At 68.0% G+C, this 22,339-nt stretch carries 18 protein-coding genes; 1 reads left to right on the top strand and 17 read right to left on the bottom strand.

The genetic code is table 11. From position 1 onward, the window contains the following. Window positions 1-191: 191 nt before the first annotated feature. On the top strand, window positions 192-347 hold the full coding sequence (locus E6A21_RS17905) for a hypothetical protein (protein ID WP_171041373.1): 156 nt from the start codon (window positions 192-194) through the stop codon (window positions 345-347). 89 nt (window positions 348-436) lie between these two features. On the opposite strand, the gene E6A21_RS11650 is transcribed toward E6A21_RS17905, so the two are convergent. From E6A21_RS11650 to E6A21_RS11570, 17 genes are all read right to left on the bottom strand, one after another. Further along, on the bottom strand, window positions 437-727 hold the full coding sequence (locus tag E6A21_RS11650) for a hypothetical protein (RefSeq protein WP_138444307.1): 291 nt from the start codon (window positions 725-727) through the stop codon (window positions 437-439). 924 nt (window positions 728-1,651) lie between these two features. Next, window positions 1,652-2,860 (bottom strand): alpha/beta hydrolase family protein, encoded by a 1,209-nt coding sequence (locus E6A21_RS11645; RefSeq protein WP_138444306.1) that lies wholly within the window; start codon window positions 2,858-2,860, stop codon window positions 1,652-1,654. Then, window positions 2,857-4,056, bottom strand: a complete 1,200-nt coding sequence (locus tag E6A21_RS11640) for a cytochrome P450 (RefSeq protein WP_138444305.1) — start codon at window positions 4,054-4,056, stop codon at window positions 2,857-2,859. The genes E6A21_RS11645 and E6A21_RS11640 overlap by 4 nt, the downstream gene beginning before the upstream one ends. Before the next feature lie 61 nt (window positions 4,057-4,117). Then, complete coding sequence (locus E6A21_RS11635; RefSeq protein ID WP_138444304.1) at window positions 4,118-5,530, bottom strand: alpha/beta hydrolase domain-containing protein; 1,413 nt, start codon at window positions 5,528-5,530, stop codon at window positions 4,118-4,120. Window positions 5,531-5,540: 10 nt separating this feature from the next. Continuing rightward, window positions 5,541-6,854: an alpha/beta hydrolase domain-containing protein gene (locus E6A21_RS11630; RefSeq protein WP_138444303.1), complete on the bottom strand. Its 1,314-nt coding sequence runs from the start codon at window positions 6,852-6,854 to the stop codon at window positions 5,541-5,543. Beyond that, window positions 6,851-8,425 (bottom strand): carboxylesterase/lipase family protein, encoded by a 1,575-nt coding sequence (locus E6A21_RS11625; protein WP_171041372.1) that lies wholly within the window; start codon window positions 8,423-8,425, stop codon window positions 6,851-6,853. The genes E6A21_RS11630 and E6A21_RS11625 overlap by 4 nt, the downstream gene beginning before the upstream one ends. After that, on the bottom strand, window positions 8,422-10,026 hold the full coding sequence (locus E6A21_RS11620) for an ABC transporter substrate-binding protein (RefSeq protein ID WP_138444301.1): 1,605 nt from the start codon (window positions 10,024-10,026) through the stop codon (window positions 8,422-8,424). Before E6A21_RS11620 ends, E6A21_RS11625 begins: the two co-directional genes overlap by 4 nt. Continuing rightward, entirely contained in the window at window positions 10,013-11,119 is a 1,107-nt protein-coding gene (locus tag E6A21_RS11615) for an ABC transporter ATP-binding protein (protein WP_138444300.1), read from the bottom strand. Before E6A21_RS11615 ends, E6A21_RS11620 begins: the two co-directional genes overlap by 14 nt. Further along, window positions 11,106-13,094, bottom strand: a complete 1,989-nt coding sequence (locus E6A21_RS11610; RefSeq protein WP_138444299.1) for a dipeptide/oligopeptide/nickel ABC transporter permease/ATP-binding protein — start codon at window positions 13,092-13,094, stop codon at window positions 11,106-11,108. The genes E6A21_RS11615 and E6A21_RS11610 overlap by 14 nt, the downstream gene beginning before the upstream one ends. After that, window positions 13,091-14,035, bottom strand: a complete 945-nt coding sequence (locus E6A21_RS11605; RefSeq protein ID WP_138444298.1) for an ABC transporter permease — start codon at window positions 14,033-14,035, stop codon at window positions 13,091-13,093. Before E6A21_RS11605 ends, E6A21_RS11610 begins: the two co-directional genes overlap by 4 nt. Before the next feature lie 228 nt (window positions 14,036-14,263). Then, complete coding sequence (locus tag E6A21_RS11600) at window positions 14,264-15,391, bottom strand: CapA family protein (protein WP_138444297.1); 1,128 nt, start codon at window positions 15,389-15,391, stop codon at window positions 14,264-14,266. A gap of 25 nt (window positions 15,392-15,416) precedes the next feature. Beyond that, entirely contained in the window at window positions 15,417-16,838 is a 1,422-nt protein-coding gene (locus E6A21_RS11595; protein ID WP_138444296.1) for an MmgE/PrpD family protein, read from the bottom strand. Beyond that, on the bottom strand, window positions 16,838-18,067 hold the full coding sequence (locus tag E6A21_RS11590) for a cytochrome P450 (protein ID WP_138444295.1): 1,230 nt from the start codon (window positions 18,065-18,067) through the stop codon (window positions 16,838-16,840). Before E6A21_RS11590 ends, E6A21_RS11595 begins: the two co-directional genes overlap by 1 nt. 109 nt (window positions 18,068-18,176) lie before the next feature. Next, window positions 18,177-18,626, bottom strand: a complete 450-nt coding sequence (locus E6A21_RS11585; protein WP_212745927.1) for a MarR family winged helix-turn-helix transcriptional regulator — start codon at window positions 18,624-18,626, stop codon at window positions 18,177-18,179. Between the two features lie 58 nt (window positions 18,627-18,684). Further along, window positions 18,685-19,944 carry a 2-hydroxyacyl-CoA dehydratase family protein gene (locus E6A21_RS11580; RefSeq protein ID WP_138444293.1) on the bottom strand — a complete coding sequence of 420 codons (1,260 nt, stop codon included), beginning with the start codon at window positions 19,942-19,944 and terminating at the stop codon, window positions 18,685-18,687. Next, window positions 19,941-21,104, bottom strand: a complete 1,164-nt coding sequence (locus tag E6A21_RS11575; protein ID WP_138444292.1) for a 2-hydroxyacyl-CoA dehydratase family protein — start codon at window positions 21,102-21,104, stop codon at window positions 19,941-19,943. Before E6A21_RS11575 ends, E6A21_RS11580 begins: the two co-directional genes overlap by 4 nt. After that, a complete protein-coding gene (locus E6A21_RS11570; protein ID WP_138444291.1) occupies window positions 21,101-22,336 on the bottom strand; it encodes a CaiB/BaiF CoA transferase family protein in 1,236 nt (411 codons plus the stop codon). Before E6A21_RS11570 ends, E6A21_RS11575 begins: the two co-directional genes overlap by 4 nt. Window positions 22,337-22,339 lie beyond the last annotated feature (3 nt).

Genomic DNA, 22,339 nt, shown 5'->3' with positions numbered 1-22,339 from the left:
TGGAGATCGGCGTGGACAAGAACACCACGGTCGTCTTCCCGGCCCCGCTGATGAGCACCATCGGGGAGCTCTCCGCCTTCCTCACCCGCGAGAAGCAGGCCGCCGCATCATCCGCAGACGGGAAGGCTCCCATCAAGGCAGCCTGACCCGCGCGCCGCCCCGCACGGCTCCGGAGCTGCCGCGGTCGTGCGATGGCCGCCTTCGAGGTTGCCGCACAGGGCGCCATCGTCGGCCGGGTCGGCGTCCCCCACGACGTCGAACTGGACCCCTCAGGCACGTTCTGCCGCAATCTCGGCATGCGGAGCAAGCCAGCGCCGCGCGCCTACCAGCCCGAATTGCTCGTGTAGTTCTCGACGGCTCCACCCGACCCAGGGCATCGGGCTCGCCGCCACCCGCTACGATAGCGTGCACCTGATGGGCCGTTCTTGGCTCCAGTTCAGTTGCGGCTGCGCGCCGTTCCCCGCTGGCGGCCTGCTGGGGGCAGTTCCTCGGCTTGTGGGTAGTGCCTGACCGTGGCCTGGGCGACCAGGAGAATCTGCCGCTGCTGGTAGCTGAGCTCGTTCCAGGTCCGGCTGCTCAGGGCACTGATCGCCTCCCCCACCGCATCGGCCTGGGCATGTTCGCTGGTAGAGGCGAAGCCGTTGTGCATGTGGGAGTGCCCGGCGAGGAACCCTTGAGCTTTCAGGACGTTGATGGCGTCAAGGACGATGGCGCGGTGAGCGTGCATGAGACCTCCCTGTTTCTATGTCCGGGGTGGCAGTCTGCACCGCCGTCCGGGGCGATGCCCGAGTAGCCAGTACTCGAATTGAACTTGCCGCTCCTGAGCATGCCGAGGACCGCGAACGGGATGGTGAAACGTCGCGTCCTCCCTCTCGTCCACCCGGAGCGAACCGACGATCGGCCTCTGAGGCCTAGTTCCGCTCCGCACCGGAGGCCTGCCCAGAACCCGAGCGTGGGCGGTACGAAGGTGCTGATGGAGTGCAGAAGCCCCGAGGACGCATGCGGAGAGCCGTAGGCTCTCACCGCTGTCGGTACGGCAGGTGGATGAAATGCGGGACCGGCAGTACGAGCACCGCTGCGGCAAGCGGCTGCACCGGCGGCCCCGAGACCTCGGGCACGAGTGAACGGGACGGCACCCGGGCCACGGCGGTGGAAAGCAGTCCAACCGACGATGCAGTCCGCCATGCGACAGCAGATCCGGCCGAGGCGGATTGGGGCTGCTGGACACCAAGGACGGCAGCCGAGAGGACCACGGCGAAGGCGCAGACAGCAGACGCTGGCGCCCAGTGCTGATCGTTCCTGATCTTCGCCCCGGTCGACGCGACCCCGCTCGGTGGCCAGCTCCTACGTGGCCCCGCGCTGGGAGGTGCAATGTGATGGCGGGACGGCGGGACTTCGGACCGGCCGCGGCGTGGTTTAGGAGGCGGCCATGCTGAGGCCCTTCGCTGGCACCTACTGCCAAGACACTCGCCCGGCTCCGGGTCGAGGACTCCGCCGACGAGAACGACGACGATGCCGAATCCTTCGCCCTGCCCAGATCATCGAACTGTGTCTGGGTTCGAGGCCCCGCCCAGTGTCCCCGCTCCGAACGAACAGCGGTCCAAGACGCCAGAACACCCAGGACAGGTCTGCGTTCCGTGCGGCGCGACGATCACACTGTCTCGGTTGAGGGTCGGAGAAACTGGCCGGGCTGGAAGGCGGAGAACTCCTTCGGCGCATCGGGCCAGAGACCGGTGTCCATCCGGCCCTCGAGCAGCCTTAAGGCCGCCAGGAGCTCGGCTTCCGATTCGCTGCAGTGCCCTGGCCGATCGATGAACACCTGTCGGAGAAGCGCATCGTACCCCTCCCGCATCACGCGGTCGGCGTAGGCGGTCGCTTGGGTGACCACGGGGGCGGCGTCGCCAGTCTGGTGCACAGTCAGGTGCGGTGCGGCGAGCCTTCCGGTCGGGGTCACCACGGCGGCCAAGCGGGCCGCGGCTTCCGGCACCGCTGCGACCCTCGGCGCCTCGGCGAGGCGCTGAAGATCAGCCTCCAGATTGAGTCCAGCTCTGGAGTACATCTCCCCGACAAGCGCGCTGAAGCCGCTCCTCTCAAGTCCGGAGTTGTAGTCGACGCCGACGTTCCACGAGAAGGGACCGCCTGCGCGGCGAAGCATGTCGTTGCGAGGAGAGAGGACGGACCACCCGAAGACCTCCGCCTGATTCCCCAGGAGCGTCTCGACGTCATCCTCCCGAGGACGGGACTGGCTCGGCAGAGACCAGGTCGGGAGCTGGCCGAAGGCACAGGCGAGGGCTACCCGAGCGCGTCCGACGGCGTCGGCCTTAGCCCGGTGCAGGAGCCCAGTGATGTGTGTGGACCGCACGCGGTCATCGGTGACTCCGATGAGGTCAACGTCCTCCCAGTCCAGAAGCACGGAGGCGGTCCAGGCGGCGTCGAAGGCCTGGTTCATCATCCCGACGGGGCCGACGACCGACCCGCAGAGCGACACCGCACCGTCGACAGCGCCCGGGATCTCCGCAAGCGCTGCCGCGACGAGGCCACCCATCGATTGGCCCCAGACCACGGTCCGGCAGGGGTGCAATCGCTGCGCGGCCAGAGCCTCGACCAACGCGAGGGTGTCGATCACCCCGTCACCCGCCGCCCAGCCGGCGCTCGAGTAACCTGACGCCGCGAGCGCGTAGCCCTCGGAGAGGAGCCGCTCCACGCCGATCGCTCCGGGAACGAGCTTGATGGGTGCCCCGTCGTCTGCCCCATAGCCGTGGCAGTAGACCAGAAGGGGACCGTTCCACTTGGCCGGCACGAGGGCAACCCACCGGGCGCCGGGAGCAGTAGTCCCCTCGAGCCGGTGAACCGTGGTCACAGCTCGAACTCGAGGCGGGCGGACACGATCCCGAGCTCTGGCATGCGCGCACCCTCACGCGAGCCGACGGCGGTGAAGGACCGGGTGCGCGCCAGAAGCTCCTCGAGAGCGATACGCAGCATGAGCCGGGCCATGGGAGCGCCGGGGCAGCGATGGCGCCCCCGCCCGAAGGCCATGTGCTCGGCGATGTTCGGCCGGTCCAGGACGAACACGTCCGGGTCGTCGAAGACGTCTGCGTCCCTATTCGCGGAGGCGTAGGCCAACGTGACCGGTTCGGCCGGGAGAATCTCGCGGTTCCTTATCCGGGTCGGTTCGGTGACGGTCCGTGCAAAGCCGCGGTACGGAGAGTAGAGCCGGAGGAACTCCTCCAGCGCCTCGGGAATGAGTTCGGGTTGCTCCCTGAGGTGCTGCTGCAGTGCCTGATCGTCGCTCAGGTGTACGGCGATCGAACCGATCACGATGGGCGGCGCGACCATCCCCACCACGAGGGACTGACGCAGGGCGCCGACAACCTGCTCTTCGTCGAGAGGATTGCCCTCGAACCTCTCCGCGAGGAGCGAGCTCGCAGGGTCCTCCTCGACCGGACGCGGAGCGGCCTTGCGGTCGGCCACGAGCGCACGGGCCATCTCGTACATCCGCTGGCTCATCTCGTTGACCACGTCCCGATCCTGGCGCCGCCAGGCCTGGACCCAGCGCGCGGCGGTCCGCGCAAGGACTGGGGCGAGTTCGGGATCGAGGTTGAGCCACTCAGTCGTTACCCAGGCCGGGAACTTCGCTCCGAACTCCTGCGCTATGTCGCCTGCCCCACGCTCAAACAGGGGCTTCAGCTCGGCGACGGCATGACCCCGCAGCGTGGGCTCGAGGCGTGCGAGCCGAGCGCGGGAGAGCGTCGCGTCGAGCGCCTTCCGGAATGGAGTGTGGTGTGGTGCGTCGAAGTTGAGCGGCGGCCGCCGGAGGCCGCGGGGGTCGCTCGGGACAACCGCTCTCACCGACGAAATGAAGCGGGAGTCGAAGAGAGCGGCCTCCTTGACGTCGTCGTACTTAGTGAGCGCCCAGAATCCGCCGTAGCTGTCGCTGTGCGCTACCGGGCACCTCTGCCGGAGGTCCCGGTAGATCGCGTGCACCTCGTCGGGATGGTCGCTCGAGCCCGGATCGAAGTCCTCGGGGATTTCTCGCGGCTCGGCCGTGGCAGTCATTCGGATCCTCTCCGCGCCCTACGGCGCCGTCGTCGTCATGCTCTCGAAAAGGCGAAGAACGTCAGAAGGAGACGGTCTCTGCCGCCGCAACCACGGCGTCCCGCTCGGGAGCGAGTAGCCAACCCTGATGGAGGATCTCGGCGGACCGGCGCTCGACGCGCCGTCGGTACTCCTCGGGTTTGCCGTAGAGGGCCCGCAGACGCTCCGCCGAGAACGGCACCATGTGGCCGTAGAGGTCGCCGCCGGGATGGGCGGTCCCGGCCACGGATTCAATGGTGCTGTGCGGGACGTACGTTGCGATCGGGACGTCGACGTGAGTCGAACGGACTCCGCCGACGGCGTTGCCCAGTTCGTCCCGTTCGAGCGGCACGCATTCCGGCCAGCCGCCCTTAATGTTGCCCTCGCCGAATCGGAGCCGCGGTGCACGCGGCGGTTCTATCCCATCGGTGATCCACCTGTCGAGGTGGGCGAACGCTGCCCGGGCAACGTGTTCGATCGGGAAGGTGCTCGGCATCTCCCGGATCCGTGCTCCCCTGGCAATCCCCATTCGGTCGGCCTGCGCATCGCCCGGCCAACCAGTCTTCGTGCTCACGGAACCGTGGCAGGCCCCTGCGATCTCATAGAGGCGGTATGGATCGCCGGGGTGGTCACTGTCCTCCCGCAGGACGCTGGCATGGGTCTCCGACTCGCCCTCGCTCAGGAGTTCGATGACCGGGACGCCGTGGTTGGAAATGGTGCGCCGGGCGTCCTCCCGCGGGAGAACCATGCAACCGTCGGACAAGGGCTGGTAGCCGCCCTCGAGGAAGCCTCCCGAGGAGATCGCGATGAGGTATCCATCCACGGCCGGGCTTCCGTCGGGTGTACGAGCGTCTTCGTGGAAGCCGTCGCGGAGGAAGACTCGGCAGAACGTTCCGGTCATGGACCAGCCGGACATGATGAGCCGGCTGACGGCCGACCCTGAGAGGGCCGGTGTGAGGCCCTCGCCGCGCAAGACCGTGAGGACGTCGGCGGTGATCTGCCACTGAAGCCCCATAGCGGGAATGCTGAGGCGTTCGTATCGTCCGTTCCATTCGCCCGATGCGGCGAGCTTCTCTGCCCAGCGAGGGGTCACCGTCGCTCCTACCCAGACGTGGCCCTCGCGCGCGATCCACGGATGGACCGAGCGCCAGGTGAGGTCTGCGTCCATGCCGGGGTGCAGCGGCTCGAAGCACACCAGGCCCGAGGCCTTCGAGGGATCCGCGGGGCGCCGTACGAGGACTCTCGTGACGTACGGAACGTCCTGCTCGGCCGGCTGCCGATGGAAGTCGTCGTCGTACACGAACGTCGCTGCGGTGCCCTCGACGACGATCTCCTCCTCGACGTAGCCCGCGCTCTCGAGCGCAAGCCCGAGTTCGCCGTCGCCCGCCCACCCCGTCTGGTAGGGACGGTCGGACGCAGTCGTCTCGCGCGGTTCAGCGATCTTCGTAATCGTCATGCAAGTCCTCCTACGAAAGGTGTTCTCGAAGCGCGCGGTCGGTTTCCCGGAGCCACCGGTCCGCGTCCGCGCGTAGGTAGCGCCGCTCCGCGACGAGTGCGTCGAGGATCTCGCGGGCGCGGCCTAGGTAAGAGTCGGTCGAGCCGTAGCGGCGGATCAGTTCGGCACCGCTGAGCGGGGCTTCGATGCCGAAGATCCACAGCGGGCCTGGGGACAGGACGTCGACGTGTGCGGTCGGCATGAGTGTCGCCGGTAGCTGGAGGCCACCAAGGGCATGGCCGTCGCCGTCCCTCCGGACCGCGTCGGTGCCCGGTTCGGTCGCGAGCATCGTCGCGGACGGCGGCCGGACTCCGTCGCGAACCCATGCGATGAGGGCGTCGACGACGGCGTGCGTCACGTGTGTGTGCGGGAACGTGCTCCAGCGCGTGCCAAGCGGTGCGGTGCCGCCCGGCTGACGGTAACGGCTGTCCACGTGCGACATCCCCGCGACCTCATAGATCTGGTACGTGTCACCAAGGCTCTTCCGGTGTTCGAGGCCGCGGCCCTGACCGGGGAGGCCCTTGGGCCTGCGCACCGACTCTAGGTCGGCTTCGGCGATGAGCTCGATCGCGGGGACCGGGACGCCGCGGAGCGCGGCCCCGCCGCTGTGCATCGGCAGCAGCCCATCAGGAACGCCCTCGTCCGGACCCGCTGAGCCCTCACTGAGCCGCTGCCCCAAGCGGCGAACCACTCCGCCCGTCTGCGAGCTCCCGGCGACGACGACGGTGCGCACCGGACCGGCGTCGACCGCGCCGCTCCGCAGCGCTGCGACGGTGATCTGGAGGATCGCCGTCGTCTGGGGGCTCGTCTCCCACCATGTGCGGGCGAAGGCGTCTGACCGCTCCCGCGGGCTACCCTCCCCATCTGTCGGCAGCGCCGTCGCCGTCCGCCCTGAAAGCTGAACGGCAGCGTACCGCCCTGGGTCGAAGGCCTTCAGGTACTTGAGCGCCGGCGTCGTCTGGCAGGCGACCTCGGCCCACGCGTGCCCGCTGCGCAGGATGTACTCGTGGGCGGCATTCCAGACGGGCCGTCCCCCGGCGAAGTGCATCGGCTCAAGGATCACTGTTCCGCTCGCGGAGTCCCCCGATGCCGGGCGCCGGAGGAGAACTCGCGTGGTGAAGGGCTCCCCCAGTGCCCGACCCCGCAAGAGCACCTCCGACGTCCTATAGCCGTACCGCTCGAGCAGTTCGCTGCCAACGTCGTGGGCACCGAACGCCCCGTCAGGGCGGGGAAGCCGAGTCGTCTGGACGTCGAGGCCGTCGACTGTGAGACTCTCCCGCATCATTTCGCCCCCACGGTGGCGAAGGCACGGCCCCACGGGTCCGTCCGCGAGCTCGTCGTCACGCCGCGCCACACATCAACGCGCTGCTGATACGGCCCCTTGACCACCTCGACTCCGTCGTCCCCGAATCGGAGCACCCGTTGTTGCTCCGAGGTGTACGCGGGCCAGTTCGGTCCCTCCGGATCGGAGCTTGGGTCGCCGGCACGCGCGAACGCGACGAGCGCGCGGCTCAGCACCTCCGACGACACCCGGTACGGCTTGCCGTCGAGGGGCAGCGATCCCTTGCCGACGTTCCTGAAGAACAGCGGCATCTCGATGCCGTGGAAGGCGCCGTGGCGGGAGCCCTGGTTCAGGTCGCAGAGATAGGCGAAGACAGGGGCTCCGCCGGCCCTATCGCGCGCGTCCAGAAGGCGGCGCGTGCGGATCGTGAACTGGTCGCTGAGGATGGCCAGCATGAGGTCGGCGTTGCTGCGCTCACGCCAGCCCTCCATCGCACGATAGCTCGCGAGCAAGGGAGCAACGTCCGCGGGATTGTCGACGCCGGCTCCCACGAGGTGTGCGAGGCGCGACTCGGAAAGGTGTTCCCCGGGTTCGGCCCAGCGCGGGCCCATCTGGAGGATGTACCGCATCTCATCGAGCGCAGTGCCCGCGATGAGGGGCACGTCGGCGGCGACTCCCGATGCGAGGGCCTCCTCAGGGTATGTCGGGACAGAGGCCGTGCCTACGACCGGGGCGAAGCGCATGCCGTGCTCGGTCGGGAGCCCGCCCACCCCCATCTTAGCCTGCACTTCGAGCAGGCGTTCGAGGGGGAGGTCCCGGAGGACAGCCCGGTCAGCGCGCTCGAGCCCGAGCCGTCTGAGGGCCTCCATGGCATTGAGCGTCGCCCGCCCATTGTCCTTGAGGCCGAAGGGCGGCCCTCCATTGATGCAGGCGGCGGAGAACAGGCCGCGGGCCAACGGTGAGGTCAGGAGCGTCGCGACCTTGCCGCCGCCGCCCGAGTGGCCGAAGATTGCGACCTGTTCGGGTGCCCCGCCGAATGCCGTGATGTTCTCCTGCACCCACCGGAGGGCTGCGATGAGATCGAGCATGCCGACATTGGGCTCGGCGCCCCACTCAGCACCGCCGACCTCGTGGAGGTACAGGAAGCCGAGCAGCCCGAGCCGGTGGTTCACGCTGACGACGACGACGTCAAGGTCGCGGGCGAGCGCCTCTCCGTCGGTGTGTGCGGTGAGGCCTGCGCCCTGGAAGAAGCCTCCGCCGTGGATCCAGAACAGAACGGGGCGGCGCCCTTCCGTCGAGGGCGTCCAGACGTTGACGACGAGGCAGTCCTCCCCCACCGTGGCGCCGCCGAACCGGCCCGCGGCCGCTCCTGATCGCACCGGCTGCGGGGCGATCGACCCCAGAGCCAACGCGTCGCGCACTCCACTCCAGGGGACGGGAGGCTGTGGGGGGAGGAATCGGTTCGCACCCGCCGTCGTGTCACCGTACGGGATGCCGAGGAAGCGGAGCACCGAACCTGTGTCGCTTCCGCGGACTCTCCCTGCGCTCGTCTCGACGAGCGGGGCGCTCGTCACGAACCGGGCTTCCACGAGTTGGTCCCGTTGGGATCGACAACGGAGTAGTAGCTCGGGTTGGCGGGCTGGAGCTTCACGTTCGAGACCCCGTCCGCATAGATGAGCGAGTAGCGGCGGTAGACGGGAGCGAACCAGGCGAGGTTCGCAAGGTCCTTCTGGAAAGTGGCGGCCGCGTCAGCCTGCTGCTGGCCGGTTGTAGTTGCCACCTTCTTGTAATCCGCAGCGATGGTCGGGTCCGTCGTATTGAAAGGGTTGGCCAGGACTCCGGTCCCCACGAGGGAGTGCGCCGCCATGTAAGCAGGCGAGCCGCTCGTGAAGAAGACCGCCGGCACCGCCCCGGTCGCGTACTTCTGATTGAACGAGGAGATCTCGCTCTCCTGGTCGATCTTCATGGTGATGCCGACCTTGGCGAGCGAACTTGCAACCGCCTGGGCCAAGGGGCAGGTGCCGAGGATCGTCGAGCACATCGCGGTGAAGGAGAAACCGTTCGCGTAGCCTGCCTGAGAGAGGAGGTCCTTGGCCTTGGAGACCTCGTAGCCGTAGTACGAGTCGAGCGAGGACTGGAACCCGTTCTGGAGCGGGATCCCCATCTGGGACGTCGGATCCGCGTAGCCCGCGGGATTGAGCGCCTTGGTGATCCCGGTACGGTCGATCGCATAGTTGATCGCCTGCCGGACCTGCTGGCTCGCGAGCGCGGGAACGAGCTTGCCGTTGCGGTCGAGCAGATAGAGGGCGGTGACGCTGCCAGGCGCCGATGCAACGGTCGCCCCAGCCCCTTGGACTGTCTTCGCCGTGTCAGGTCGCCCGACAGCGACGTTCATCTGGCCGGCCGAAATGGCTGAGACGACCGAGTTGGCGTCGGAGGCGACCTTTACCACGACTGAGCTGTAGTGGACAGCCGACTGGTTCCAGTAGTTGGGATTCTTGACGTAGGTGTAGTGGTCGCCCGAGACAGTCTGGCTCGGATCGAGCTTGTACGGTCCGGTCCCATTGGTTGCGAGGTCGAGAGACTTGGGCGTAATCAGGGCTGTGGGGTTAGCCACCAAGCCGGCGCCGTACTCCTGGCTCAGGGCGATCGGCAGGTCCGGGTTTGGGGAGGACATCTTGATGACGACCGTGTGGGCGTCGGTCGCTGTCGCCGATGCCATTCCTGCGAGATTGGGGCTGAGCGTCGACTTGCCGTCGCGGAAGTGAACAAGCCACTGAGCAACATCGTCAGCTGTCATCGCGTTGCCGTCGCTGAATTTGACCCCGTCCCGGATCGTGAGCTGGAGCGTCGTGTTGGTGGAGTCGAGCCACTTCCACGACGTCGCAAGGTCCGGAGCGAGGGTGCCGTCTGGTTCGAGGAAGGTGAGCGAGTCGTAGGCGAGGGTGCTGTAGATCATCGACTGCCCGCCGGCTGCCTTCGTCGGGTCCAGGCCCGCGATTGGGGGGCCGGAGAACTGCACCGTCAAGGTGCCCCCTGAAGTGGAGGCCGACGTCGATGACGTGCTGCCCCCGGAGCACCCGCCCAGTGCCATCGCCAAAGCGGCTACACCCGCCGCGGCGGCGATGCCGCGGCCCTTCGGCGAGCCGAGGCTCTTGCGATCAGAGACTCGCATGGGTTCCTCTTCCTGTTTCTGATCCCGCCTGATCGGCCGGAGCGATGGTGATGGTTGGACTCAGCGCGGGCTGCGCCGTGCCAGTTCGAGTGGTCGTTGCTGCGGTGGTGCCCAGCGCCTCGTCGTGATGACAAGCCACGGACACCTCTCCCACGCGCCGGAGTTGGGGTGTCTCCCTGATACAGAGCTCCGTCGAGAAGGGGCATCGGGGAGCGAATGCGCAGCCGCCCTCCGCGGCCGGGGTCCTACCCACGGTCGCCTTCGCGAGAGCTCGCCTCTCCCGCTGCTTCAAGGGGTCCGGGACCGGGGCTGCCAGGACGAGCGCGCGGGTGTACGGATGCGCAGGCGATCCATAGACGAGCGCAGTGGGCCCCTCCTCCACGATGTGGCCGCGATACATGACGTACAGCCGAGACGTGAGGTGGTTCATGAGCGGGAGGTCGTGCCCGATGATGAGATAGCTTGTGCGGTGCCTCTCCTGAAGGTCCAGGAGGAGGTTCGCCACCTGTGCTTGGACAGACAGATCCAGCGCGCTCGTCGGCTCGTCGCAGATAAGGAGCGAGGGCTGCGCCATCATTGCGCGGGCTATCGAGATGCGCTGACGTTGGCCTCCCGAGAACTCTCGCGGGTAGCGCTCCATCGCTGCCGGATCGAGCCCGACATCCTCGAGCGCGGACCGCACGCGTTCGACCACCGCGGCGCGCGAAAGCCGCTCGTGGAAGATGGGCTCCGAGAGGATCGCCTTGACCGGCTGCGCCGGATCGAGTGAGCTGTACGGGCTCTGGAACACCGCCTGGGCTCCCGCCTCGAGGATGCTCCGGCGCCGGCGGTAATCGATGGATCGACCATTGACTCGAATGCTGCCCTCAGCGATGGGAACGAGGCCCAGCGCAGACATCGCAATCGAGGTCTTGCCGGAGCCCGACTCCCCCACAAGGCCCACCATCTCGCCGTGGGCGACGGAAAGCGTCACGTCGTGGACTGCCCTCGTACGCAGGCGCCGGCGCTCGTAGTCGATCGACACCCCAGCCATCTCGAGCACGAGGGGCGAACTCGTCACTTCTTCTGCAGAAGCGGATTCAACTGGCGACATCGACTGTCTCCTTCCAACGGATGCAGCGCACCCGGCGGCCGCCGTTGTCCGCTTCGAGCGGGATCGCCGCAGCCGCGCACTCCTCGGTGGCGAACGGGCACCGGGCTTGGAAGCGGCATCCCGGCGGCCACTCGCTGGGGGCGGGAACGCGGCCGGGCAGAGCCGTGAGCCTCTCCCCCGGGTGGCCCCCGGCCGGATTGGCGGCCAGGAGGCCGCGCGTGTACGGATGCCGCGGTGACGTGAAGAGCTCCTCCACGGTCGCCGACTCGACGACCTGTCCTGCGTACATGACCACGCATTGCGTGGCTATGTCTGCCACCACGCCCCAGTCGTGCGTGACGAGCATGACCGCGAGGCCGGTCTCGGCCTGCCGCTCACGGATGAGTTCGAGCACGCCTGCTTGGACCGTGACGTCGAGGGCGGTCGTGGGCTCGTCCGCGATGAGGACCTTGGGTTGCCCCGCTAGGGCTCTCGCGATGCACACCCTCTGGGCCATCCCGCCGGAGAGTTCGTGGGCGTATCGGCCTAGGACCTGATCCGGGTCGTGGATGCCGACGTCGTCAAGGAGGCCGAGGGCGATCTCCCGCGCCTCTGCGCGCCCCGCGCCACGGTGGCGTCGCACCGAATCGACGAGGATCCGGCCGACTGTCAGCGTGGGGTCGAGTGCGGCCACCGGCTCTTGGAAGATCACCGAGATCCCGGATCCGCGAGGCAGGCGCGAGGTATCGGACTGGAGGTCGTAGTCGGTTCCGTCGTACCGGAGGCGCCCGTGCTGGACGTCGAGCCCGGCGGGGAGCAGCCCGAACGCGGCCCGGGCCGTCACGCTCTTCCCGCAGCCGGATTCGCCGAGCAGGGCGACCGTCTCGCCCGGGCGGACCGAGAACGAGACCTCCTCGACGACTGGCTGGATCACACCGTCGCGCTCGAACGCGACGGTGACCTCTTGGACGTCGAACACGGCCTCCGCGTCGCGCCGGACCGTCCCACGGGCGTCCCCGGCATGGAGGCGACGCCGACCGGGCGCGGTGAGCTGCGGCGTCGTACGGGACAGTCTCGCCGTAGCGCGCCTCCGATGAGTGGGTGCCATCCAGCGTTCCATGACGGCGTCGCGCAGCGAGTCGCCGAAGAACCACAGGGCGAGGACGACGACGGCGATGGTCCCGCCCGTGGGGATCAGGAGCCACGGCTGGGTGTGGATGGCCTGGGACGCGTCGGAGACCATCGTTCCCCAAGTGGGTGTGGGCGGCTGCGGGCCGAGGCCGAGGAAGTCGAGGCCGCTCTCGACCAGGATCGAGACGCCCATCACGAGCGTCAGCTGGACGACGACCGCGCCCCCGAGCTTGGAGACGATGTGCCGCCGCATGATGCCGAGATCGCCGATGCCGCTGACCTTCGCGACGTCGATGTACTGCTCCTGCCGGACGCCGAGGACGACCGAGCGGACGACCTTGGCGAGACCTGGTGCAACAAGGATGCCAAAAGCGAGCATCGCGGCGTATAGGTTGTGCGGGAACACCGCCAGCACGGCCAGCAGGAAGATCGTGGCGGGAAGCGCCATGATCCCGTCGCTGATCCAGCCTATGACTCGGTCCCAGGCTCCGCCGAGGTAGCCGGCGGCCATTCCGACCGGGAGGCCAAGCACGAGCGCGACTACCACCGCGAGGGCAGAGGAGGAGAGCGTGTGGACACCCCCGAAGAGGAGCCTGCTCAAGACGTCGCGGCCAAGGTTGTCGGTGCCGAGGAGGTGCGCCGCGGAGGGGCCGGCTGACGTCGCGGAGAAGTCGGTGGCGTCGGAGGAGTAGGGAGCGACCCAAGGGGCCGCGACGCACGCGACGGCGACCGCAAGCAGGAAGATGCCGGAGATCAGCGCCGTCGGCTTGCCCAGCAGACGGCCGAGGAGGCCCGGGCGGCGAAGCGCCGGCGGGGCAGCCGCCCGGCGTGCTGAGAGCGGAGGGACGGTTTCGGTCTGGATCATGAGACGTCGACCTTCGGATTGAGGCGCCGGTAGACCAGGTCGAGAACGAGGTTGACGAGGACCACCAGGATGCCGAAGTAGAGGGCGATTCCCTGGATGACGGGGATGTCGTGCTGATTCGTGGCGCTGACCGCCAGACTGCCGAGGCCCGGAAGGCCGAAGATCTGTTCCACGAGGACCGTTCCGCTGAGCGTTCCGACGAAGTGGAGTCCCACGACGGCCAGGATGGGCGAGGCGGAATTCCTAAGGACGTGACGGTAGACGACGGAGCGCTCGGGCACGCCGTCGGCACGATGCGCGACGGTGTATTCAGCGCCCAGACCGTTGAGCATCGCGTCCCGGGTCTGTTTGGCGATGCCGGCCACGCCACCTATGACGAGGGTCAGGACCGGCAGGGACACGGATCTCAGCCAGAGTTCTGGGCTGCTGGAGAGGTTGACGTAGCCGAGCGCTGGGAAGAGTCGCAGCTGGACCGCCAGGAGGGTTACGAGGATGAGCCCGATCCAGAAGTGCGGAAGCGCGAACCCGGCGATGGCGCCGACGTCGACGATCTTCCCGAGCATGCCGCCCCGGTGGGCGCTCACACTCCCCACGAGGATCCCGATGACACCCGAGATGATGGTGGCGAGGATGACCAGGGAGAGCGTGACGCCGAGGCGCTCGTTGAGTGACTGCGCGACGTCGGAGCCGTTCACGATCGAGTGGCCGAGATTGCCGTGCATCGCACCCACGAGCCAATGCCAGTACTGGACCGGGAGCGGATCGTTGAGGCCGAGCTGCTGGCGCAGCGACTCGTAGTCGGCTTGGGTCGCATCCGGCCCGGCGAGGACCCTGGCCGCGTCCCCTGGAGAGAGGGCGACGAGGACGAACGTGATGATCGAGACAACGAAGAGAAGCGGAATCCCGAACGCAACGCGCTTGAGGATGATCTTCCCCGTCATGGAACCTCCCCTTTGACGTTCCTAGAGAAACTTTTGGAGCGGTGGGGCACCGCATCCGTTCGAGATTTGCGTCTCCACGAGTGTGCGAATTTCTGTGGGCATTTCGCCGAGCACTCGAAGAATCAGAAGCATTTGGATGTCAGGCTTCCTTATATAAGGTTAGAGCCGACCGTTTTGTATGTCAAGACTCCTGATATAGGAATGTGGCGCTGGGACGAACTGGAAACACTAGGACAGGCGCTGAAGGAAGACGGCGCCCTTCGGCCCCTCGAGGATGCTTGCCTCGAGGCCGGCCTCCTTTGTAATTGAGCGGACGTAGTCAATCGTCTCCGCTGCCTGAGCGTCACCGACATGCGGTACGGGCCGGGCGTCGGATTCGATCCAGCACGGCACGAAGCCGGCCTCCACTACGCCCTCGTGGTCCACCACAATCCTGGCCACCATCGTGTGCCGCGATTCGCGCGGAAAAGGGAAGGGCGCAGTCCCCGGGTCAGGCGTGAAGAAGTCGAGGCTTGGGGCGTTCTTGGGGCGCGGCCGCTTTCCGTGGGAACCGAGCGGATTGGTCTCCTCGGTGTAGCCGGCGACGAAGTGGTTGATCCCATGGAAGATCGGCTTCCCCCGGTAGACCTCGACGCCGCGCAGGATGTGGGCATGGTGGCCGATGACAACGTCTGCTCCGGCGTCCACGACCGCGTGCGCGAGCGGCCGCTCATACTGGGCGAGCTTCGCGCGCACGAAGCCCATGCCCTTGTGGAGCGAGACGCACACGACGTCGACCTCGTCACGGAGGGCCGCGATGTCCGCACGGAACGCCTCCTCCGACTCCTGGTCCACGCTCGTGAACTCCGCGGGGGCGCTGCCCGGCGATGCGATGTCGAGCTCGTAATGGTTGACGATGCGGACGGGGGCAACTCCGGCCTTTACCGGTGTCGCCCAAGACTCCCGCGGGCCGACCGCGTTGTAGCTCAGCACGCCGATCCGCAGGCCGCCAGCCTCGAGGACGGCGGGCCGTCGGGCTTCGGCGATGGCCATTCCCGCACCGGCGTGCGCGATACCCAGCTCGTCAAGCTTCTCGAGAGCGTCTGAGATCCCGAAAGGCCCCTGGTCGAACATGTGGTTGCCGGCCATCGTGACCGCATGGAATCCGCTCTCGGAGAGGGCGGTGAGGTAGTCGGGCGGGTTGGCGGCGGCCGGAATATCCACGACGCATACCTGGCCCCGGTCCGTGTGAGGCCATTCGAGGTGCCCGATCGCGACATCCGTGCCGAGGAAGAGGTGGCGGGAATCGGCGAAGAAGCGCGCCGGATCGGGGGCGGAGAGCATGAGGTCGCCGACGAATGAGATTTCAACGGGCATGGGAGGGCTCCTGATGGTGTGCGGCCTAGCCGACGACGGCGTCGGCTGGCTGGGGGGCGGGAAACTGGCTGGCCATGACCTGACGCACGCTCGGAGCTGAGGCGATGGCCAGAAGGCTATCGGCGAAGGCGTGAGGATCGGCGAGCGTGGTCCTGGCGTGGGTGGCGCAGTCGACGAACTTCCGGCGCAGGGTGTCGAGACCCAACGGTGCCGCTGGATTTCCCGGCGGGTAGGGGGTGTCGACGACGATCGTGCGGCCGCCGGTCAATCGCACCGTGGTACGCCCCGCCGTCATGCGCTCGGGAACGTCGAACGACGGGTCGGGCACAAAGGTCACGCGCTCTGCTAGGGAGAGCACGTCCGGCCTCGCCAACGCCTCGCGTGCGAACGAGGCGAGGGTGATGGTGCCGTCGATTAGCGCCGTCGCCGTGGTGAAGGGAAGGCTGAACTTGGCGTCGATCGCGGTCTTCGGCGCGATCTTGCTGGAGCGGGGTTCGGCGAGCATCGTGTTCACTGGTGCCCCGAGCAGCTCGACGGCCTCGATGTCCTGGACGGCGACGGTCCCGTGCAGTTCGACGCACGCGTCGAGGAAGGCGTGGGTTCCGCGGCAGCTCGGCCACGGCTTGTAGCTGACCTCGGTTCCGCGGAAGGCCCGCCCGAGCCCGCGGAGCAGCTCCTCGTCGTCCCAGCTTTCACCGGCGTAAGCCGTGAAGAATCCGGCCCGGCCCTCGAGCGGTTCGTCGAAGCCGCGGACCCCTCGCTCGGCGAGGGCGACTGATCGCACAGCCGCGTGGGCTGCGAAGGCGTCGCGCACGCCGCGGAGCGTCGATTCTGGTGCGTGCTTGATCTCACCCGGAGCGCTCACCTGGAGCTGGACGAGGGAGAGCGCATCGAGCGTCTGGGCCGGCGAGAGACCTACGAGGTTCGCGCACGCGACCGTCGCCCCAATGGCTCCTGCGAGCGGTGGCGGGTACCAGCCGCGCCGCGCCATAAGGTCGCCACCCGCGGCCGCGACGCGCGCTGTCAGATCGCAGCCGACGGCGATGGCGGTCAGCAGCCTCTCCCCCGAGGCGTCCCGATCTTCGGCCAGGGCGAGGACGGCGGGGATGACCTGAGCGTTCGGATGAACCGGAAGCCCGTCGACAGAGTCCTCGAAATCGAGCGCGTGCGAAAGCGCCCCGTTTGCCAACGCCGCCGCGGCAGCCGGCACTCTTAGACCACTCGCGAGGAGGGTGCTATGGCCGGTCCCCGCCTCGTCCGCCGCGAGTCCGACGAAGGCCTCGCAGCCCTCGCCGAGCGTCGTCGCGGCAAGCGATGCCCCGAGGTGATCCATGAGGGAGAGCGACGCCGACCTTATGGCCGCCCGCGGGACGCCCTCCGCCGTCATGCTCGCGGCGTACTCGGCGATAGTCGCGGAGACACCAAGGCCCTCGCGCGGGGTGGCCATCAGGCCTCCCCCGCCGGCACGGGCGCCGGGACCACTCGGAGCGGAACCGAATTGGTCCCCCACTCGGCCCAACGCGCCATGGCAATCGGCCCCGCGAGGTCGAAGTCGCTCGTGCGGGAAAGAGCTTCCTCGAGGGTCACCTGGAACATGATCCTCGCGAGTGGCGCGCCGGGGCATGTGTGCGGACCGCCGCCGAAGGCGATGTGCTTCTTGATGTTCTCGCGGTCGAGCCGGAACTCCCCGGCGTCGTCTCCGAACACTTTCTCGTCGCGGTTGGCCGACATATATACGAGGGCAATGGGCTCGCCTTCGCGGATCACGGTGTCGCCGAAGGCCACATCGCGCCGAGCGGTTCGCGCCATGCCACGGTAGGGGGTGTAGAGGCGGAGGAACTCCTCGACTGCAGCGGGCAGGAGCGACGGGTCGGAACGCAGACGAGCCTGGAGTTCGCGGTCACGTGCGAGGTGGACGAACATGCAGCCGATGAAGACGCTCGGCGCCACCATCCCGGTCACGAGGAGTTGGCGGACACAGCCCAGCACCATGTCCCGTGGCAGAGGCTTGTCCTCATACTCCGCCTCGAGGAGCGCCGTCGTAAGGTCCTCGGCGGGGTCCATCGGGTGGGCGATCCGCTCGTCGATGACGAGCTGGCCGATCTCGTAGAGCCGTCGGCTCAGCTTGACGACGTTCTCGTCGTCAACGACCTGGATCGCGGCGACGTAGCGAGCGCTGATCTCCTTGATGGTCTCCGCCAAGGCGGGATCGAGGTGGAAGAACTCTGCGAAGACGTGGGCAGGAAACTTCTGAGCGTAGTCGACTGCGACGTCGAACTCGCCCCGGCCGATGAGCTCGGCCATCATCGTGGCCGCGATGGCCCGCACCGTGGGCGCGATGGCCTCCATCTTGGCTCGGGTGAAGAATCGGTTGATCACGCGGCGGTAGGCCGAATGCTCTGGCGGGTCGAAGTGGAGCGGCGGCCGCCGCCCGGTGAACGCGAACCGCGGAACCGTGTTCTGGACGCTTGTCGTGAACGTCGCGGGATCCGACAGCACGCCGGAAACGTCGTCGTAGCCGAAGAGCGCCCAGAATCCCCCATAGCGCTGCGAATGGGCGACCGGGCAGGTCCCGCGGACGCGCGCATAGGCCGTGTGGGCGGTATCGAATTCCTCGGGTTCCAAGGGATCGAAGGAATCCGGGGTGCCGAGGTCGAGCTCAGAATGTGCACTCATGGTTATTCTCCGAATGGACCGGCGTGTCAGGCTTCCTGATACACAAATGCAAACACCGCAACCCGACGGTGTCAATGGTGTCAAGCGGAATTGTGTCGGTCGAGGTTATTCAGCGGTGCTGGACAAGCCCCGCGCGGAGATTGTCGCTGCACGAGCGCAGCACCGAGACAAAGGCCTGGCGGTCTGCCGGATCCAGGCCCTCGAGCATTCGGTCCTCTATCGCCAGGACCTGCGGGACGTACTCGGCGAGGAACGCCCTGCCCTCCGCAGTCAGTGACAGGAGCAAGCGCCGCCCGCCGTCCGGGTCCTTCCGCCGCGTGACGAGGCCCCGCCGGACCAGCGCCGAGACGAGATCCGCCGCCGACTGTACCCGCACGAACGACTGCCGGGCGAGATCGGTCTGGGACATGTCCGGCCGGCGCTCCAGGACGGTGAGGGCCGTGTATTGGAGCGCAGTGACCCCTGCCGGCCGGAGCAGCTCATCGAGTGCCGCCCTCGAGGCCGACTCGAGCTGCTTCACCACGTACATGATGGAGGGGGCGGGCTGCGCTGCGTTCACCCCACCATTCAAGCAGCCCTGCATGCGCAACCGGCGCCATGGGCTCGCCCAGTCGAGATCACCCCCCTGAGGCCGGCGCCCCGACCCGTGTGCCCAAGAAGTCGCCGATGGCAGCGCTGAAGGCCGCGGGGTCGGTCGAGCGCGGGTCTGCGTTGTTCGCGTGCACTTCGAGGACGGGGATGCCCGCCGCCTCGAGGGCTTCGGTTGTGAAGTGCGCCCCGGGCACGTCGTCGGCGACGAGATGGACAACGCCGTCGACGCCGTGGGTGAGCGCCTCCTTGACGTACCAGCCCTCAGCCCAGCCGGGGGTGTAGAGCTGGTCAGTCATGCCGGCGAACCGGGCGGCGAGAGTCCGCATGGGGTCGTCGCCGTAGCGGGCGTACCCGTCAGCGGCGATTGCGAGGTACATGGACCACACGAAGACCGCTTCGAACTCGCGCTCGAAGCGCGAGTAGATGTCCATGTCGAACCAGAGGCCGCGGCCGATCCACATGAGCCGGGCCTTCTCGCCGGGGGAGACGGCCTCCCCGCGGTCGACGGCGTCGCGCACCTCGTGGTACAGCGTCTTGGCAGCATCGCGGGCCCATTCGGTGCCTCGGTGCCACTGCGGAATCATGACGCTGTTGATGATGTCGTGGACCCCGATCGGCGCCGGACGGGTGGCCGCGAGCAGGTCGCGCGTTCGCCGGTTCCACTCGGCCTGCTCGTTCACGAGCTCCATGACCCGCACGAGCCGCTCGATCTCGAACTTCCGGCCGGTGCGCCGCTCGAGGAGCCCGACGAGCTCCCAGTTCTCGGCGGTCATGAGGTCGAGGCGCTCGGTGCCGAACACGTCCTCCCACTCACGCGGGACGAGCTCCCACCAGCGGGGGGCGACCTTGACGGCGGAGGTTCGCTCGAACGCGAAGAATTCGGTGTGCCCGTTCTCGGCCCACAGGTCGAAGACCTTCCGCGCGGAGTCCCCGCTCGTCTCGGCGATGACGAAGTCGGGCGTCGGGAGGCCGCCCCACGGCGCTTCGTCCGGAGGAAGCTGTGCGGCGCCGAACGCGATCGCGTCGTACTGCCGCGAATAGTCAGGGAACCCTCGCTCGCGCAGGGCGTCCAGGCTCCGGTCGGCCATGCGCTTGGCGGAGACCACGGAGGCCCACCACTGGTTGACGACGTATGGAATGTCCATCGCGCGCAGGATCTCCTGCGGCGCGTCGGCATTGACGAGGGCGAGCGGCTGGCCCTCGGCCGCGGCTTCGCGCAGGCCTGCGAACCATTGCTTCTGGTAGGCGGAGGCCCGCTGCGCCGAGGTGAGGCGTCTTCTTGTCATGGCTGTCCCGCCGTGGTGAGTTCGAGGAAGGGCGCGAGGGCCCGGTGGATGTCCGGGAGCGCGAATTCGACGGGCTGCCGGTTCAGCAGCACGGACGGGATGTCCGCTGCCGCCAGGAGTTCGCGCTGGAGGGGGTAGTCCCACGCCGGGGCGTCATCAAAGACCCGGGTGTAGCAGAGCACGAACTCCGTCCCCGCTAGGCAGGCCTGGTCGACCGTCCAGCGTGCGCGCTCCCCCATCGCCGACGTCGGCGCGGCCGGGCCGCCGAGATGATAGGCGCGCGAGAGCTCGGCCAAGAGGCCCTCGAGGTCGTCCGAGGCATTCGGATCGCAGGTCACGGTAAGGCGAAGCTGGCCCCAGTCGTGGTCCTCGCCGACGACATGCGTCCCCAGTGCCTCGAGCGCCGTGTAGAGCACATCGGTGTCCTGGCCGCTGCCTGAGAAGAAGATCCGCGGACTGTCGGATGCGGAGACATCGCTTGAATCCCGCACGGCGGCGTCGACGAGTGCGAATGCATCCTGCGGGGGCAGGGACTCGGCTGCCGCGAACAGGTGCAGGCTCGCACTTCCGGAGAGCCGGCCCCCGTGACGGAGCCTCTGGGCCTCCTGGAGTCGCTTCCCGAGCTCTCGGTAGGCCAGCATGGACTCACGCAGGCTCTCAACGCTGATCTCGCGTCCGGTCCACCGGCCGAGGGTCTCGGCAAAGCGCCGCACCTCGCTGCGGTCGTACTGCAGCGTCGAGTCCCGGTGGAGGTGGAGCAGGTCCACGAGGTGGACAGGCGGCAGTGACTCGCGGCCGAAGGCGAGCTGGCGCGCGACGTAGAACTGCTGGAGCGACGCGCTGCAGTCGCGCGAGAAGGCGATTCCGGCAAGGAAGTCCAGCTCCCCGGCCAGGATCTGCCCCAAGATTGAGTGCGCGACCGGATCGATGGCCTCGCCGAGTAGGTCCTTGGCCTCAGCGGAGGCGGAGCCCGGCCGGCTGTGCAGGCGCAGTGGGACGGCACCTGCCGCGGCAATGAGCTCGCGCGGGACGTCAGCTCCGACGAAGCCGACGACGGCGCGACCCGCGGCCGCCTCCTCGCGCGCGCGCTCAACTCGGCTTGTGTACAGGTCGGCGGCTGCTCCGAGCGCTTCCCCCGGGTTCACAGGGCCCGTGCTCACAGGACCGCGCTGCGCTTGAGCTCGTCGACCTGGGCCTCGCTATAACCGAGCAGACCGCGGAGGATCTCGTCATTGTGCTGGCCGAGCCGCGGGGCCGGGCGGTCAAGCGTGGTCTCCGCATCGGACATCACGAACGGAAGGCCCGGCCCGAACAGTTCGACACCGGTCTCGCCGGACGGGTGCCGGAGCGCGACCACTTCCCCGCGGTCCCGTACGCCTTGGTCGTGCACGGCGTCGAGCGGATGCCGTACCTCGGCCACGGGGACACCGTTCGTCTCTAGCGCGGCGATCGTCTCGCGCACGTCGAGCCCGGCAGCCCATTCGGCGATCATCGCGTGCAGTTCGGTCGAGTGGTGTACGCGCCCGTCCCGGCGGGAGAAGCGGTCGTCGGAGGCGAGCTCCGGCCGCCCGATTGCTGCGAGCACTCCGTGGGCGAACTTGTCTGTCGGCGCGCACAGGGCGAACCAGCCGTCCCTCGCTTGGAACGTCCCGAACGGCGCGAGCCGGGGGACGTACTCGCCCGTCCTCAGCGGAAGGCCGAGCATCTCGAACGCGTCGAAGGGCTCCGCGGCCACGAGCGAGGTCAGGGACCCGAGCATCGAGACGTCCACGTGCTGCCCCCGGCCGGTAGCACCGCACTGGATGACCGCGGCGAGGGTGCCCATGACGGCGAACATGGGCGCGACGAGGTCCCCGACGGGCAGGCCGAACCGGACCGGCCCTCCCCCGGGTTCCCCCGCCGTCATCATGACGCCGCTGAGCGCCTGGATGATCGTGTCCATCGCTTTTCCGTTGCGGCCCTTGTAGGTGGCGCCGAAGCCGCTGATGGAGGTGTAGATGAGGCGTGGATTGACGTCGACGAGGTCCGAATACCCGATCCCGAGACGGGACGTGACGCCCGCGCTGTAGTTCTCCACGAGGACGTCGGCCTTCTCAGCAAGGTCGAAGAGGACCTGCCGCCCGCGGGGATCCTTGAGGTCCAGCGTGATGCTTTCCTTGTTCCGGCCGCGGGAGAGGATCGAGACGGACATGTCGTCCTCGGACGAGCGCTGCACGCGCAGGCCCTCGTGGCCGAGATAGGGAGAGTTGTTGCGGGAGGCGTCGCCGCCCGTAGCCGGGTTCTCCACCTTGATCACCCTCGCGCCCAACCCTGCGAGCAGTAGCGTCGCGTATGGACCCGCGAGCGCGGTAGTCAGATCGATGACGGTCAACCCGTCGAGTGGTCGATTCATCGG

This window comes from Sinomonas susongensis, assembly GCF_005877005.1.
GTDB classification, from domain to species: domain Bacteria; phylum Actinomycetota; class Actinomycetes; order Actinomycetales; family Micrococcaceae; genus Sinomonas; species Sinomonas susongensis.
Note: the sequence above shows the minus strand (reverse complement) of the source record. Positions and strands in the feature narration are given on the sequence as shown.

Bases quoted from the DNA above. Each gene is read 5' to 3' on its own strand.
- E6A21_RS17905 (WP_171041373.1), top strand. From the start codon at position 192: ATGGCCGCCTTCGAGGTTGCCGCACAGGGCGCCATCGTCGGCCGGGTC.
- E6A21_RS11650 (WP_138444307.1), bottom strand. From the start codon at position 727: ATGCACGCTCACCGCGCCATCGTCCTTGACGCCATCAACGTCCTGAAA.
- E6A21_RS11640 (WP_138444305.1), bottom strand. From the start codon at position 4,056: ATGACTGCCACGGCCGAGCCGCGAGAAATCCCCGAGGACTTCGATCCG.
- E6A21_RS11635 (WP_138444304.1), bottom strand. From the start codon at position 5,530: ATGACGATTACGAAGATCGCTGAACCGCGCGAGACGACTGCGTCCGAC.
- E6A21_RS11630 (WP_138444303.1), bottom strand. From the start codon at position 6,854: ATGATGCGGGAGAGTCTCACAGTCGACGGCCTCGACGTCCAGACGACT.
- E6A21_RS11620 (WP_138444301.1), bottom strand. From the start codon at position 10,026: ATGCGAGTCTCTGATCGCAAGAGCCTCGGCTCGCCGAAGGGCCGCGGC.
- E6A21_RS11615 (WP_138444300.1), bottom strand. From the start codon at position 11,119: ATGTCGCCAGTTGAATCCGCTTCTGCAGAAGAAGTGACGAGTTCGCCC.
- E6A21_RS11610 (WP_138444299.1), bottom strand. From the start codon at position 13,094: ATGATCCAGACCGAAACCGTCCCTCCGCTCTCAGCACGCCGGGCGGCT.
- E6A21_RS11605 (WP_138444298.1), bottom strand. From the start codon at position 14,035: ATGACGGGGAAGATCATCCTCAAGCGCGTTGCGTTCGGGATTCCGCTT.
- E6A21_RS11600 (WP_138444297.1), bottom strand. From the start codon at position 15,391: ATGCCCGTTGAAATCTCATTCGTCGGCGACCTCATGCTCTCCGCCCCC.
- E6A21_RS11595 (WP_138444296.1), bottom strand. From the start codon at position 16,838: ATGGCCACCCCGCGCGAGGGCCTTGGTGTCTCCGCGACTATCGCCGAG.
- E6A21_RS11590 (WP_138444295.1), bottom strand. From the start codon at position 18,067: ATGAGTGCACATTCTGAGCTCGACCTCGGCACCCCGGATTCCTTCGAT.
- E6A21_RS11580 (WP_138444293.1), bottom strand. From the start codon at position 19,944: ATGACAAGAAGACGCCTCACCTCGGCGCAGCGGGCCTCCGCCTACCAG.
- E6A21_RS11570 (WP_138444291.1), bottom strand. From the start codon at position 22,336: ATGAATCGACCACTCGACGGGTTGACCGTCATCGATCTGACTACCGCG.